The following is a 13,782-nucleotide window of genomic DNA, read 5'->3' on the forward strand; positions in this document are numbered from 1 at the left end:
TGTCCTACCTCGATGGTGGGGATAGCCCCTAGCGTCGTCGGCATGCAGACACTCGTGCTCCTCGCCCTGATCGGCCTCGCAGGCTTCGCAGCTCAGCTCGTCGACGGCGCTCTGGGCATGGCGTACGGCGTCACGTCAACGACCCTGCTGCTCACGATCGGCGCGGCGCCGGCCGCGGCCAGCGCCTCCGTGCATCTCGCGGAGATCGGCACGACGCTCGCGTCGGGCATCTCGCACTGGCGCTTCGGCAACGTCGACTGGAAGACCGTCTTCAAGATCGGCGTGCCCGGCGCGCTCGGCGCCTTCGCGGGCGCGACGTTCCTCTCGGGCCTGTCGACCGAGGCGGCCGCGCCGCTCACGTCGGGCATCCTCCTGGCCCTCGGCACCTACATCCTCATCCGTTTCACCGTGCAGGGCCTTCCGAAGCGCCGCAGCGACAAGCCGCTCCCGCTCGCGTTCCTCGCGCCGCTCGGCATCGTCGGCGGCTTCCTCGACGCCTCGGGCGGCGGCGGATGGGGCCCGGTCGGCACGCCGGCGCTCCTCTCGAGCGGCCGCCTCGAGCCGCGCAAGGTCATCGGCACGATCGACACGAGCGAGTTCCTTGTCGCGATCGCAGCATCGCTCGGCTTCCTCCTCGGCCTCGGCTCCGCGGGCTTCGACTTCGGCTGGGTGCTCGCGCTCCTCGCGGGCGGCGTCGCGGCCGCGCCCCTCGCCGCGTGGCTCGTGCGCAAGCTGCCGCCGCGCATCCTCGGGTCCCTCGTCGGCGGGATCATCGTCCTGACCAACACCCGGACCATCCTGCGCAGCCTCGAGGTGGGCGATGCGACGGTGAACCTCGCGCTCGTCGGGATCGCCGTCGTGTGGGCCGCGGCGGTCGCCTGGTCGGTGCGCGCTCACCTCATCGCGCGTCGCGCCGAGAAGGCCGACGCGGAGGCGCCGGCCGCGCAGCCCGCGCTCGTCGCCGACTAGACCGGATCTCTAGGGGCTCTGCCAGGCGGCCGGGTCCTCGGTCAGCGCGGCGACGTCGGCCGGCAGCCGGTCGTCGGCGAGGTCGGCGAGGCTCGTCCCCTCGAGCACGCTGCGCACGTTCGCGCGCAGCGCGACCCACAGCTGCAGGAGTGCGCCCTCCTCGGCCATGTCGGATGGCCGCTGATCGCGGACGAAGACGAGCGGGCCATCCACAGCGCGGATGACGTCGGCCACGGTCACCTCGGCCGCCGGGCGGGCCAGCTCGTAGCCGCCGCCGGCGCCGCGACGGCTCGACACGATCCCGGCCCGCACGAGGGACGTCAGGATGCCCTCGAGGAACTTCGCGGGGATGCCCTCGTCCGATGCGATCGTCGGCGAGGCGAGGCGCTCCGTCGCGCGCGCGAGCAGCACGCACGCGCGCACGGCGTATTCGGCACGAGCGGAGATGCGCATCCCTCGATCATGGCACGGGGTCCGGTGCTCTCCGGTCGGTGTCGCCGGTGGCGGTGGTGGGGCGGTGGCGTTCGGCGTGGCCGGTGGCTGTTCGGGTCGCAGTTGGCGTCGGTATTTGGCCGTTTGAGGCCGCGAAGTGCGACCTGGCGGTGGCCGTCGCTGTTCAGGTCGCAGTTGGCGTCGGTATTTGGCCGTTTGGGGCCGCGAAGTGCGACTTGGCGCTGCCGGTGGTGTGGGCGTTCTGTTGCGGTGGGTGTCGGCGGTGGTCGTGGCCGTTCGGGTCGCAGTTGGCGTCGGTATTTGGCCGTTGAGGCCGCGAAGTGCGACCTGGCGGTGGCCGTCGCTGTTCAGGTCGCAGTTGGCGTCGGTATTCGGCCGTTTGGGGCCGCGAAGTGCGACCTGGCCAGGGGAGGAGTGGCCAGCGGAGGAGTGGCCACCGGAGGATTGCCACCAGCGACCCGGCCACCACGGGCCAGCGACCCGGCCACCGGCGGCGCGTCGTGGCACGGCGAAGGCCCCGGGCCGAAGCCCGGGGCCTTCGCGGATGGCCTACTCGCCCTGGGGCGGGAGGGCGGCGATGAGCGGGTGGTCCTTCTCGATCACGCCGACCTTCGACGCGCCGCCGGGCGACCCGATGTCGTCGAAGAACTCCACGTTCGCCTTGTAGTAGTCCTGCCACTCGTCGGGCAGGTCGTCCTCGTAGTAGATCGCCTCCACCGGACACACCGGCTCGCACGCACCGCAGTCGACGCACTCGTCCGGATGGATGTACAGCGACCGCTCGCCCTCGTAGATGCAGTCGACCGGGCACTCATCGATGCACGCGCGGTCCTTGACATCGACGCAGGGGAGTGCGATGACGTACGTCACGAGCGTGCGAGCGCGTCGGCGCGCGAGATCTCGACCTGCTCCTCGCGGGGCACGACCTTGACGCGCTCCCGCTGGTGGCGGTGCGTCTCGCCGAGCGTGCGCTCGTGCGCGTCGAGGGCGAGCCATCCCTGCCACGTGGTGTACTCGACGTCGCGCTCGTCGAGGAGCGCGACGACGTCGTCGGCCGCGGGGGCCGTGAGCGATCCGGCGGCCGCGTCCTCGACGAGGTGCTCGACCGTCTCCATCGCGTCGGACTTCGTGTGGCCGATGAGGCCGACGGGCCCGCGCTTGATCCATCCCGTGGCGTACAGGCCCGGAACGCCGTCGACACGGCCCTCGACGTTCGGGATGACGCCGCGGGAGGCGTCGAACGGCGCGCCCTCGACGCGCGTGCCGTAGTAGCCGACGGCGCGGTACACGGCCTGCAGCGGGTAGTCGACGAACGCGCCCGTGCCGACGACCCGGTCGCCCTCGACGCGCGTGCGCTCGAACCGCATGCCCTCGACGCGCTCGTCGCCGAGCACCTCGGCGGGCGCGTGCCAGAAGTGGAGGTGCAGGCGGCGGGGAGCACCGGTGAGCTCGCGTCCGCGCCACGAGTTCAGCGTGCGGAGCATGATCTTCATCTGGTTGTTCGGCGCCGCGGCCGGGTCGACGCCCTCGAAGTCGGCGTCGTCGAGCACGATGTCGACGCCGCGCACCTCGCCGAGCTCGCGCAGCTCGATCGGCGTGAACTTGATGTCGGCGGGTCCGCGACGGCCGAACACGTGCACATCCGTCACCGCCGAGCCCTCGAGGCCCTCGAGGACGTTGTCGGGCACCTCGGTCGAGCGGAGGTCCTCGGGCAGCTTCGCGAGCACGCGGGCGACGTCGAGCGCGACGTTGCCGTTGCCGATGACCGCCACCTGCTGCGCGTCGAGCGGCCACGTGCGCGGCACATCCGGGTGGCCGTCGAACCACGCGACGAAGTCGGCGGCGCCGTACGACCCCGCCTTGTCGATGCCGGGGATGTCGAGGGCCGCGTCGCGGATGGCTCCGGTCGCGAGGATGACGGCGTGGTACCGCTCCTGGAGCTCCTCGATCGACACGTCGCGGCCGACCTCGATGTTGCCGAGGAAGCGGATGCGGCCCGAGTCGAGCATCTCGTGCAGCGAGTTGACGATGCCCTTGATGCGCGGATGGTCGGGGGCGACTCCGTAGCGGATGAGTCCGTAGGGCGCGGGGAGCGACTCCAGCAGGTCGATCGAGACCGATCCGCCCGCCTCCTCGACGGCGTTCGCGAGGAGGTTGCCGGCGTAGATCCCGGCAGGGCCCGCGCCGACGATCGCGACGCGCAGGTTGTCGAGGCTCACAGGGCTGCCTTTCGTTCGGAGTCGCGACGCACCGCGTCGACGAGCTCGGATGGTGCATAGGGGCTGAGGGTGACCACGTCGCCGATGACGACGACGGCCGGGTTGCGCACCTTCCGCTGAGCGGCCTGGTGCGCGATGGTCTGCAGGGTGCCGAAGGTGACGCGCTGCCGGGGCCCGTATCCATCCTCCACGATCGCGACCGGGCAGTCGCCGCCGCGGCGGCCGGCTCCCAGCACATGCGCGGAATGGGGGAGGGTGCCCACGCCCATGAGCAGCACGACCGTGTGGTCGCGGCCGCCGCCGACCTCGTCGATCTGGTCGTGCCCGGAGACGACCGTGAAGGAGGTCGCGAGCCCGCGGTGCGTGAGGGGGATGCTCGCGATCGCCGGCACGGCGCTCGCGCTCGTGACGCCCGGCACGACCTCGACGTGCAGGCCGGCCTCGCGGCAGCGGAACAGCTCCTCGCCGCCGCGGCCGAACACGAAGGGGTCGCCGCCCTTGAGCCGCACGACGTCGCGCCCGGAGAGGGCGATCTCGACGAGGAGCTCCGAGATGGCCTCCTGCGGGATCGGATGGTGGCCCGGCGTCTTCCCGACGTCGATGACCTCCGCACGGAGCTCGATGCCCTCGGCTGCGAGGCCGTCGAGCACGCCACGAGCGCCCAGGCGGTCGGCGACGATGACGTCGGCGCTCTCGAGCGCGCGGAGGCCGCGCACGGTGAGGAGGCCGGCGTCGCCCGGACCCGCTCCGACGAGGGTGACGCGCCCCTCGCGGCGCGCGGTCTCAGTCACGGACGGTGCCGGCGGCGATCGTGTGGCCGTCGGCGGGCCGGATGACGAGGAACGAGCCCGAGTGGCGGGACACGCTGTACGGCTCGAGGGGGAGCGCCTCGGCGAGGCGGATCCGCGCGCGGCCGATCTCGTTCGCGCCGAGCTGGTCGGCCGGCACGTGCGCGAGGGAGTCGAGGTCGCGGCGCTCGACGATCTCGTCGACGATCGCCTGCACGGTCTTCGTGCCGTGCTTGACGAGCACGCGGGCACCCTGCGTGAGGGGGCGCTCGTCGAGGAGGAACAGCTGCGCGTCGATCTCGCGCGAGAGCTGCGGCGGGGCGTCCTCCGCCACGATCACGCTGCCGCGCGCGGCGTCGACGTCGTCGGCGAGGCGCACGGCGACCGACTGCGGTGCGGCCGCCTCGTCGACCTCGATGCCCGCGATCTCGACCGCGGTGACGGTGGTCGAGATGCCTGCGGGCAGCACGCGCACGCGGTCTCCCGCGCGCACGGTTCCCGACGCGATGCGGCCGGCCGACGCGCGATAGTCGCGAAGGCGCTCGACGGCGTCGGGGTCGGCCGCGGCGATCTCGGGCGAGACGCCGCCCTGCGGGCGCAGGACGATCTGCACGGGCAGCCGGAACGGCTCGAGCTCGCGCTCCTCGGCGTCGGCGGCCGGCAGCTGCTCGAGGAGCTCGAGGAGCGACGGGCCCGTGTACCAGGGCGTGCGCGCCGAGCGCTCGACGATGTTGTCGCCCTCGAGGGCGGAGACGGGGAGCACGTGCACGTCGGCGACGCCGAGCTCGTCGGTGACCTCGCGCACCTGGCGCTCGACGGGTGCGAAGGCGTCCTCCACGAAGCCGAGGAGGTCGATCTTGTTGACCGCCACGATGACGTGGGGGACGCGCAGGAGCGCCGTCACGGCCAGGTGCCGGCGGGTCTGCTCGAGCACGCCCTTGCGGCCGTCGATGAGCACGACGACGGCGTCGGCCGTCGTGGCGCCCGTGACCATGTTGCGCGTGTACTGCACGTGGCCGGGGCAGTCGGCGAGGATGAAGCTGCGCTCGGCGGTCGCGAAGTAGCGGTAGGCGACGTCGATCGTGATGCCCTGCTCGCGCTCGGCGCGCAGGCCGTCGGTGAGCAGCGCGAAGTCGATGCCGTCTGCGCCCGCGAAGCCGCGCTCGCGCGAGGTGCGCGCGACCTGCTCGAGCTGGTCCGCGAGGATGGCCTTGGAGTCGTGGAGCAGCCGGCCCACGAGCGTGGACTTGCCGTCGTCGACCGACCCGGCGGTCGCGAACCGGAAGAGGGTGGAGGGGGCGAGCGTGCTCATCAGAAGTAGCCGTCCTTCTTGCGGTCTTCCATCGCCGCTTCGCTGATCCGGTCGTCGGCGCGGGTCGCGCCGCGCTCGGTGAGGGTCGACACCGCCACCTCGGCGACGATGTCCGAGATGCCCGAGGCGGCCGACTCGACGGCGCCCGTGCAGCTCATGTCGCCGACCGTGCGGTAGCGCACCGTGCGGGTCTCGACCGTCTCGTTGGCGCGCGGCTCGGAGAACGGGCCCACGGCCATCCACATGCCGTCGCGACGGTAGACCTCGCGCTCGTGCGCGAAGTAGAGGGGCGGCAGGGCGATGCCCTCGCGCTCGATGTAGCGCCAGATGTCGAGCTCGGTCCAGTTCGAGATCGGGAAGACGCGCACGTGCTGGCCGGGCGTGTGGCGGCCGTTGTAGAGGCTCCAGAGCTCGGGGCGCTGGTTGCGCGGGTCCCACTGGCCGAACTCGTCGCGGAGGGAGAAGATGCGCTCCTTGGCGCGCGCCTTGTCCTCGTCGCGGCGCGCGCCGCCGAAGACCGCGTCGTGCTTGCCGGCCGCGATGGCGTCGAGCAGCGGCTGCGTCTGCAGCGGATTGCGGGTGCCGTCGGCGCGCTCGAGGAGGCGCCCGTCGTCGATGTAGTCCTGCACGCTCGCGACCTCGAGGGTGAGGCCGAGACGCTCGACGGTCTCGTCGCGGAAGCGGATGACCTCGGGGAAGTTGTGCCCCGTGTCGACGTGCAGCACGGGGAACGGCACGCGCCCGGGCAGGAACGCCTTGGCGGCGAGGTGCAGCACGACGACGGAGTCCTTGCCGCCCGAGAAGAGCAGCACGGGGCGCTCGAACTCGGCGACGACCTCGCGGACGACGTGGATGGCCTCCGCCTCGAGCAGGTCGAGCGTGCTCAGGCGCGTGGCCGGCGCGGCGGCGGTCGCGGTCAGGGTGTCGCTCATGTGTGGAGTCCGCATTCGGTCTTGTCGAGTCCGGCCCAGCGGCCGGAGCGGGGGTCTTCGCCCGGGGCGACGGGCTTCGTGCAGGGGCGGCATCCGATCGAGGGATAGCCGAAGTTGAGCAGGAGGTTCATCGGCACCTGGTGGAGCGATGCGTAGGCCTGCAGGTCGTCCCACGTCCACGCGGCGACCGGATTCACCTTGACGAGGCCGTTCTTCGCATCCCACGTGACGAGCGGCGTGTTGACGCGCGTGGGCGCCTCCTCGCGGCGCACGCCCGTGAACCACACCTCGTAGCCCTGCAGGGCGTCGTGGAGCGGGGCGACCTTGCGCAGCGCGCAGCACTGGGCGGGGTCGCGGGCGAAGAGGTCCTTGCCGTGCGCGGCGTCCTGCTCGGCGACGGTCTGCTCGGGGAGCACGTCGACGATGCGGACGTCGAGGCGGCGCTCGACCTCGTCGCGCGTCGCGACGGTCTCGACGAAGTGGTAGCCCGTGTCGAGGAAGAGCACGTCGACACCGGGCAGCTGCTCGGCGACGAGGTGCGGAAGGGCGGCGTCGGCCATCGAGCACGCGACGGCGACGGCGCCGAGGCCGAAGTTGCGCGCGACCCAGTCGACGACCTGCGCGGGCGTGGCCTCGTGGTCGGTGAGGCTGCCGAGCTCGGCGGCGCCGGCCTCGGCGAGGGCCTCGAGCTCGGCGGCGGAGCGGCGCGTCTGCAGACGCGGCACGAGGCTGACGGTCATCGCAGGACCTCCTCATCGACGCGGTGGGCCCACTGCGCGAAGCTCTCGTCGCCCTCGCGGCTCTCCGCATAGCGGGTCGCGATGCGCTCCACGTAGTCGGCGATGCCGGTGGCCTCGACCTTGAGCCCGCGCACGGTGCGGCCGAGGCCGGCCTCCTCGCGATCGTGCGCGGTGAGCCCGCCGCCGAGGTGCACCTGGTAGCCCGGGACCTTGTTGCCGTCGTCATCCGTGATGATCTGGCCCTTGAGCCCGATGTCGGCGGTCTGGATGCGCGCGCACGAGTTGGGGCAGCCGTTGATGTGCAGGCTGAGCGGCGCGGGGAGGTCGACCCCCGCGAGCCGCTTCTCAAGCTCGAGGACGGCGATCCGCGCGTTCTCCTTCGTCTCGACGATCGCGAGCTTGCAGAACTCGATGCCCGTGCACGCGATCGTGCCGCGGCGGATGAGGCTCGGTCGCGCGCTGAGGCCGAGCTCGTCGAGGCCGGCGATGAGCGACTCGACGCGGTCCTCCGCGATGTCGAGGAAGACGAGCTTCTGGTGCGGGGTCGTGCGCAGCCGTGTCGAGCCGTGCGCCTCGAGCAGGTCGGCGAGAGCCGCGAGCTGCGTGCCGGACGAGCGCCCGACGATGGGCGTCGCGCCCACGTAGAAGAGGCCGTCCTTCTGGCGGTGCACGCCGATGTGGTCGCCGGGGGTCGGCGGCTTCGGGGCGGCCGGGCCGTCGGCGAGGCGGTAGCCGAGGTACTCGGTCTCGAGGACCTCGCGGAACTTCTCCACGCCCCAGTCGGCGAGGAGGAACTTCAGACGCGCCTTGTTGCGGAGGCGACGGTAGCCGTAGTCGCGGAAGATGCGCGCGACGCCGTACCAGACCTCGGCGACCTGGTCGGGGGAGGCCCATGCGCCGAGGCGCTCGCCGAGGCGCGGCACGGTCGACAGCGCGCCGCCGACCCACACGTCGTAGCCGACGCCGTGCTCGGGGTGCTCGACGGCGACGAACGCGACGTCGTTGATCTCGTGGACGACGTCCTGGCTCGGATGGCCGGTGAGCGCGGTCTTGAACTTGCGCGGGAGGTTGGCGAGCTCGGGGTCGCCGATGAACCGGCGCGTGATCTCGTCGATCTGCGGGGTCGGGTCGATGAGCTCGTCGGCCGCGATGCCCGCGACGGGAGAGCCGAGGACGACGCGGGGGACGTCGCCGCAGGCCTCGGTGGTCGACAGGCCGACGCTCTCGAGGCGGCGCCAGATCTCCGGCATGTCCTCGACCTGCACCCAGTGCAGCTGGATGTTCTGGCGGTCGGTGAGGTCGGCCGTGCCGCGCGCGAAGTCGTTCGAGATGCCCGCGATCACGCGCAGCTGCTCGGTCGTGAGCTGGCCGCCGTCGATGCGGACCCGCAGCATGAAGTACTCGTCCTCGAGCTCGTGCGGCTCGAGGGTCGCGGTCTTGCCGCCGTCGATCCCGGGCTTGCGCTGGGTGTAGAGGCCCCACCAGCGGAAGCGGCCGTGCAGGTCGGTCGGGTCGATCGAGGAGAAGCCGCCCTGCGCGTAGACGGTCTCGATGCGCTCGCGCACGTTGAGGCCGTTGTCCTCCTGCTTGAACTGCTCGTTGGCGTTCAGCGGCTCGGTGCCGTCGATCTTCCACTGCCCGTTCGGCTTGCTCGACGGGCGAGGCGGACGGATGCGCGCCCCGCGCGCCGCCGCCGGTGCGGCCTGCGTGCCGGTCTCGCTCAAGGTCATGCTCGTCTCCCGCTCGCTCGATGTGGGTCGAGCTTAGGGAGCGGAGGGTGAGGGGCTCGCGCGCATGCGCAACAGACCGTCACACGCGGCGAAACAGAGCGTCACATGACGCAACGCAGGTCGTCCTCGGGGCCGCAGCGCGGCCATCCGCTCAGCCGTGCGACTCGCGACGGATGGCGGATACGCCGCACGGCGGATGCCGCGCCGCGCGCCGGCCCGTACCGTGGAGGGGATGGACGGCGCCGGAACGAGCACGAGCACGCCCCTGCGCACACGGTGGCGGGGGCTCTTCCGGCGCGTGTCGGCGGCGCAGTGGATCCTCGACGGCTTCACGGGCGCGTTCTTTCTCCTCTTCGCGGCCGTGCTGCTGCCGACCTACGACGACGGCTTCTCGTGGATCGGGGGCGCCGCGACGCTCGCGCTCATGACGACCGCGCTCATGCTGAGCCGCTGCGCACCGGCGCTGTCGCTCGCTGTCGCGTGGATCGGCGCGTTCGTGCAGATGGGCACGGGGCAGCAGCCGATGGCGGCGAACGTCGCGATCTTCGTCGTGCTCTTCGCGGTCGCCGCCTACGGCTCGCGCGTCGTCTTCTGGGTGGGCTTCGCCTCGGCGTGCGCGGGGGCGCTCTGCGTCGCGCTCTACCTGTTCGTCTTCGGTCCCGCGATCGCAGGCATCGGCTACGTCGGATACGTCGGCGGAGCGAGCTCGCCGCTGCAGGCGGTGCTGTCGCTCATGCTCGTGTTCGGCGCGGCGCTCTTCAGCCTGCTTCTGGCCTGGACGCTCGGCGCCCTCTTCCGCGTCGTCATCCGAAACCGCGAGACGCGGCGCGCGCAGCTGCTCGCGGAGGAGCGGGCCACGGCGGAGGAGGAGCGCGGGCGCATCGCGCGCGATATGCACGACGTCGTCGCGCACTCGCTCGCGGTGGTCATCGCGCAGGCCGACGGCGCCCGGTACGCGGCCGCCGCGGACCCCGAGGCCGCGACCCAGGCGCTCGCGACGATCAGTCAGACCGCGCGCTCCGCGCTGTCGGATGTGCGGATGCTCCTGACCCAGCTGCGGCATCGGCAGGCCGAGGGGCCGCAGCCGACGATCGCCGACCTCGAGCAGCTCTACGCGCACGTGCGCGCCGCGGGCGTCGACCTCCGGGTGACGGTCGACCCCGCGCCGCCCGGCGAGCCGCCCGCGTCCGTGCAGCTCGCGGTCTACCGCATCCTGCAGGAGGCGACGACGAACGCGATGCGGCACGGCGACGGCGGGCCCGTGCACGTCCACCTCGCGTGGCTGCCGGGCAGCGTCGCGCTGTCGGTGCGCAACCGGAGGGTCTCGTCGGACACGCGTCCGGTGCCGGTCACGACGGCGCGGACGAAGGTGCTCCACGCTCCGCCCGTGCAGTCGGCGGGCCACGGGCTCATCGGCATGCGCGAGCGCGCCGAGCTCGTCGGCGGCCGGTTCGATGCCGGCCTGCAGGGCGCCGACTGGGTCGTGCAGGCGACGCTCCCCGTATGACCCGCCCGCCCCAGCGCGCCCCGGCGAGCATGTCTCGTTTCGTGCGGGTATGGCGCTGGGAAAGCCGGGGAAAGTGAGACATGTGCGGGTGCGTGAAAGAGTGGAGCGACGAAGGGGAGACGGATGATCAGGGTCGTGCTCGTGGATGACCAGGCGCTGTTCCGCGCCGGGATCCGGATGGTCGTGGCGTCGCAGCCCGACCTCGAGGTCGTCGGCGAGGCGGGCGACGGGCAGGAGGCGATCGCCGTCGTGCGGGCGACCCGTCCCGATGTCGTCCTCATGGACATCCGCATGCCCGTCATGGACGGCCTCGCCGCGACCTCGCACCTCCTCGCCGAGCCCGACCCGCCCAAGGTCGTCATGCTCACGACATTCGACCTCGACGAGGCCGCGGCGCGCGCGATCCGGGAAGGGGCGAGCGGCTTCCTGCTGAAGGACGCCGACCCCGAGTTCCTCCTCGCGGCGATCCGCACCGTCCATGCCGGATCGTCGGTCATCGCGGCATCCGCGACACGGGAGCTCTTCGCGCACTTCGCGGAGGCGCCGCGGCCTGCGCCGCCCGCGTTCGGCGAGCTGACCGACCGCGAGAAGGAGATCTTCGCGCTCGCCGCCCGCGGGCTCAGCAACGCCGAGATCGCCCAGCGCGAGTTCCTCAGCGAGGCGACCGTGAAGACGCACATCAGCCGCATCCTCACGAAGCTCGCCCTGCGCGACCGCGTGCAGCTCGTCGTCTTCGCGTTCGAGCACGGCCTGGCCTGAATGTCCGCGTCATCCCGCGAGGCGCGCGGGATCATCCTCGCGATGTAGCGGGATGAGCCGGGCGGGCGATGACCGCGACGGGGGTCGGTTCCTAGCGTCGTAGGCATGGAGATCACGACCACCGACATGGGGCTCGCCGCGCGCGTGCAGCAGCTCACCAAGCAGTACGGCGCCGGCGAGAACGGCGTCCGTGCTCTCGACGGCGTCAGCGTCGGCATCCGACGCGGCCAGTTCACCGCCATCATGGGGCCGTCCGGCTCGGGCAAGTCCACGCTCATGCACATCATGGCGGGGCTCGACGCGCCCTCGAGCGGACGCGTCTGGATCGGCGACACCGAGATCACGGGGATGCGCGACGAGGAGCTGACGATCCTCCGTCGGCGCCGCGTGGGATTCGTCTTCCAGGCGTTCAACCTCGTGCCGACGCTCGACGTGCAGGCCAACATCCAGCTCCCGTTCGACCTGGATGGCCGCAAGCCGTCGAGCGCCGAGCGCGCGCGCATCGACGGGCTCATCGAGACGCTCGGCCTCGCGCCGCGCCTGCGCCACAAGCCGCACGAGCTGAGCGGCGGGCAGCAGCAGCGCGTCGCGATCGCGCGGGCGCTCGCGACGGCTCCCGACCTGCTCTTCGCCGACGAGCCCACCGGCAACCTCGACTCCCGCACGGGGCGCGAGGTGCTCGCCCTGCTTGCCGCCGCGAGCCGCGAGCACGGCCAGAGCATCGCGATGGTGACGCACGATCCGTTCGCCGCGAGCTACGCCGACCGCGTGCTCTTCCTCGGCGACGGCCGCATCGTCGCCGACAAGCCGCGGCAGACGCCCGAGCAGATCTCGGCGCACATGCTCGCGGCGGAGACCGCACCCGCGACGTCGGCCATCCCCACGGCGGGAGCCGCGCGATGACCGCGGTCGCCGCGGCACCCGCCCGGACGGCCGCAGTCCGGCCATCCGCTCGGCTCGCCTTCCTGCGCGAGCGCGGCATGGGCGCGAGCGTGCTCGTCGCCGCGCTGTCGGCGGCGTTCGGCGTGACCCTCGTGACGACGACCGGCTACATCGGCGCCGTCCTGCAGAACGACCCGTACATCGGCGACTCCGAGACGCTCGCGATCGTCGTCGCCATCCTCAGCGTGCTCCTCACCGCGGTCGCGATGTACGTCGCCGCGGTCGTGACGGCCAACACGTTCTCGACGATCGTCGCGGGTCGCGTGCGCCGGATCGCCCTCATGCGCCTCATCGGCGCGTCCGCGCGCTCGCAGCGCTCCGAGGTCGGCCGCCAGGGCCTCGTCGTCGGCGCGATCGGCGCCCTCATCGGGCTCGCTGCGGGTGTGGGGCTCTCCTACGCGGGAACGGCGCTGGGCGATCGGCTGCTCGGCGTCGCGGGGCACGGCTACGTCGTCGCGCAGCCCGTGCTCGTGCTCCCCGCGGCCATCGTCGTGCTCACGACGTGGGCGGCGGCGTGGGTCGGCTCGCGTCGCGTGCTCACCGTCACGCCGCTCCAGGCGCTCGGCGGGTCCGTCGAGCGGACCCACGACGCGGTCTCGCAGCGCCCCGCGCGCAACGTGCTCGCGATCGTGCTCTTCGCGATCGGCGCCGTGCTCCTCGGGGTCGGCGTCGTGGGCGGCTTCGTGACACCGCTCGGCGTCCTGCCGGCCTTCGCGGGCGGGCTCCTCTCGTTCACGGGACTCGTCCTCGGCGCGACGACGGTCATGCCTCCCGTGCTCCGGATGGTCGGGCGCTGGTTCGGCAGGTCCGCGACCGCGGTGCTCGCGTCCGAGAACGCACTGCGTCATCCGGAGCGCTCGAGCCGCATGTCGATCGGCGTGGTCATGGGCGTGACGCTCGTGACGATGTTCGCCGTCGCGACCGAGACCGCCAAGGCGGTGCTCACGGCGAATGCGGGCGGCGAGCTCGACAGCGAGTTCTCGGTGATCATGGACACCTTCGCGAACATCATGATGGGGCTCGTCGCGGTGTCGGCGGTCATCGCCGCGGTCGGCCTCGTGAACCTCCTCACGATCGGCGTCGTGCAGCGGCGCCGCGAGCTCGGGCTGCTGCGCTCGCTCGGCCTCTCCGGCCGCCAGGTGCGCGCGATGGTGCTCCTCGAGGCGACGCACATCACGCTCGCCTCGCTCGTCACGGGCCTCGTGCTCGGGATCGCCTACGGATGGGCCGGGGCGCAGTCGCTGCTCGGGTCGGTGCCGGCGTACCCCGGCGGCCCGGCCGGCTCGCTCGTCCTGCCCGCGGTGCCGTGGGCGCCCGTGCTCGCGATCGTCGCCGCGATGGCCGTGCTCACCGTGGTCGCCGCGGTCACGCCGACGCGACTGGCCACGAGCATCGCACCCGTCGAGGCGCTGGCCGCCGACTGACGGGAGC

Annotated in this window: 13 protein-coding genes; 5 read left to right on the forward strand and 8 right to left on the reverse strand. The window is 72.4% G+C overall.

Annotation, left to right across the window (positions count from 1 at the left end; translation table 11 throughout):
* Positions 1 to 42: 42 nt before the first annotated feature.
* Positions 43 to 969 (forward strand): sulfite exporter TauE/SafE family protein, encoded by a 927-nt coding sequence (locus ACOWU6_RS02855; RefSeq protein ID WP_421074651.1) that lies wholly within the window; start codon positions 43 to 45, stop codon positions 967 to 969.
* A gap of 9 nt (positions 970 to 978) precedes the next feature.
* On the opposite strand, the gene ACOWU6_RS02860 is transcribed toward ACOWU6_RS02855, so the two are convergent.
* The 8 genes from ACOWU6_RS02860 to ACOWU6_RS02895 form a co-directional block, all read right to left on the reverse strand.
* The gene (locus ACOWU6_RS02860) at positions 979 to 1,422 is read right to left on the reverse strand and encodes an RrF2 family transcriptional regulator (RefSeq protein WP_271174752.1); all 444 of its coding nucleotides are present in this window, start codon (positions 1,420 to 1,422) and stop codon (positions 979 to 981) included.
* Positions 1,423 to 1,971: 549 nt separating this feature from the next.
* On the reverse strand, positions 1,972 to 2,292 hold the full coding sequence (gene fdxA, locus ACOWU6_RS02865; RefSeq protein ID WP_271172157.1) for a ferredoxin: 321 nt from the start codon (positions 2,290 to 2,292) through the stop codon (positions 1,972 to 1,974).
* Positions 2,289 to 3,641 (reverse strand): FAD-dependent oxidoreductase, encoded by a 1,353-nt coding sequence (locus ACOWU6_RS02870; RefSeq protein ID WP_421074652.1) that lies wholly within the window; start codon positions 3,639 to 3,641, stop codon positions 2,289 to 2,291. The genes fdxA and ACOWU6_RS02870 overlap by 4 nt, the downstream gene beginning before the upstream one ends.
* Entirely contained in the window at positions 3,638 to 4,432 is a 795-nt protein-coding gene (gene cobA, locus ACOWU6_RS02875) for a uroporphyrinogen-III C-methyltransferase (RefSeq protein ID WP_309299977.1), read from the reverse strand. The genes ACOWU6_RS02870 and cobA overlap by 4 nt, the downstream gene beginning before the upstream one ends.
* Entirely contained in the window at positions 4,425 to 5,741 is a 1,317-nt protein-coding gene (locus tag ACOWU6_RS02880; RefSeq protein ID WP_421074653.1) for a sulfate adenylyltransferase subunit 1, read from the reverse strand. The genes cobA and ACOWU6_RS02880 overlap by 8 nt, the downstream gene beginning before the upstream one ends.
* Positions 5,741 to 6,673: a sulfate adenylyltransferase subunit CysD gene (gene cysD / locus ACOWU6_RS02885; protein WP_421074654.1), complete on the reverse strand. Its 933-nt coding sequence runs from the start codon at positions 6,671 to 6,673 to the stop codon at positions 5,741 to 5,743. The genes ACOWU6_RS02880 and cysD overlap by 1 nt, the downstream gene beginning before the upstream one ends.
* On the reverse strand, positions 6,670 to 7,413 hold the full coding sequence (locus ACOWU6_RS02890; protein ID WP_421074655.1) for a phosphoadenylyl-sulfate reductase: 744 nt from the start codon (positions 7,411 to 7,413) through the stop codon (positions 6,670 to 6,672). The genes cysD and ACOWU6_RS02890 overlap by 4 nt, the downstream gene beginning before the upstream one ends.
* On the reverse strand, positions 7,410 to 9,143 hold the full coding sequence (locus ACOWU6_RS02895; protein WP_282980192.1) for a nitrite/sulfite reductase: 1,734 nt from the start codon (positions 9,141 to 9,143) through the stop codon (positions 7,410 to 7,412). The genes ACOWU6_RS02890 and ACOWU6_RS02895 overlap by 4 nt, the downstream gene beginning before the upstream one ends.
* 232 nt (positions 9,144 to 9,375) lie before the next feature.
* Here ACOWU6_RS02895 and ACOWU6_RS02900 point away from each other — a divergent pair, with 232 nt between their 5' ends.
* From ACOWU6_RS02900 to ACOWU6_RS02915, 4 genes are all read left to right on the forward strand, one after another.
* Positions 9,376 to 10,650, forward strand: a complete 1,275-nt coding sequence (locus ACOWU6_RS02900; protein ID WP_421074656.1) for a sensor histidine kinase — start codon at positions 9,376 to 9,378, stop codon at positions 10,648 to 10,650.
* A gap of 123 nt (positions 10,651 to 10,773) precedes the next feature.
* A complete protein-coding gene (locus ACOWU6_RS02905) occupies positions 10,774 to 11,409 on the forward strand; it encodes a response regulator (protein WP_271174433.1) in 636 nt (211 codons plus the stop codon).
* 105 nt (positions 11,410 to 11,514) lie between these two features.
* Positions 11,515 to 12,312 (forward strand): ABC transporter ATP-binding protein, encoded by a 798-nt coding sequence (locus ACOWU6_RS02910; RefSeq protein WP_324012369.1) that lies wholly within the window; start codon positions 11,515 to 11,517, stop codon positions 12,310 to 12,312.
* Entirely contained in the window at positions 12,309 to 13,775 is a 1,467-nt protein-coding gene (locus ACOWU6_RS02915; protein ID WP_421074657.1) for an FtsX-like permease family protein, read from the forward strand. The genes ACOWU6_RS02910 and ACOWU6_RS02915 overlap by 4 nt, the downstream gene beginning before the upstream one ends.
* The last annotated feature ends 7 nt before the right edge of the window (positions 13,776 to 13,782 follow it).

The organism is Microbacterium sp. SA156 (assembly GCF_049065455.1).
Taxonomy (GTDB): domain Bacteria; phylum Actinomycetota; class Actinomycetes; order Actinomycetales; family Microbacteriaceae; genus Microbacterium; species Microbacterium barkeri.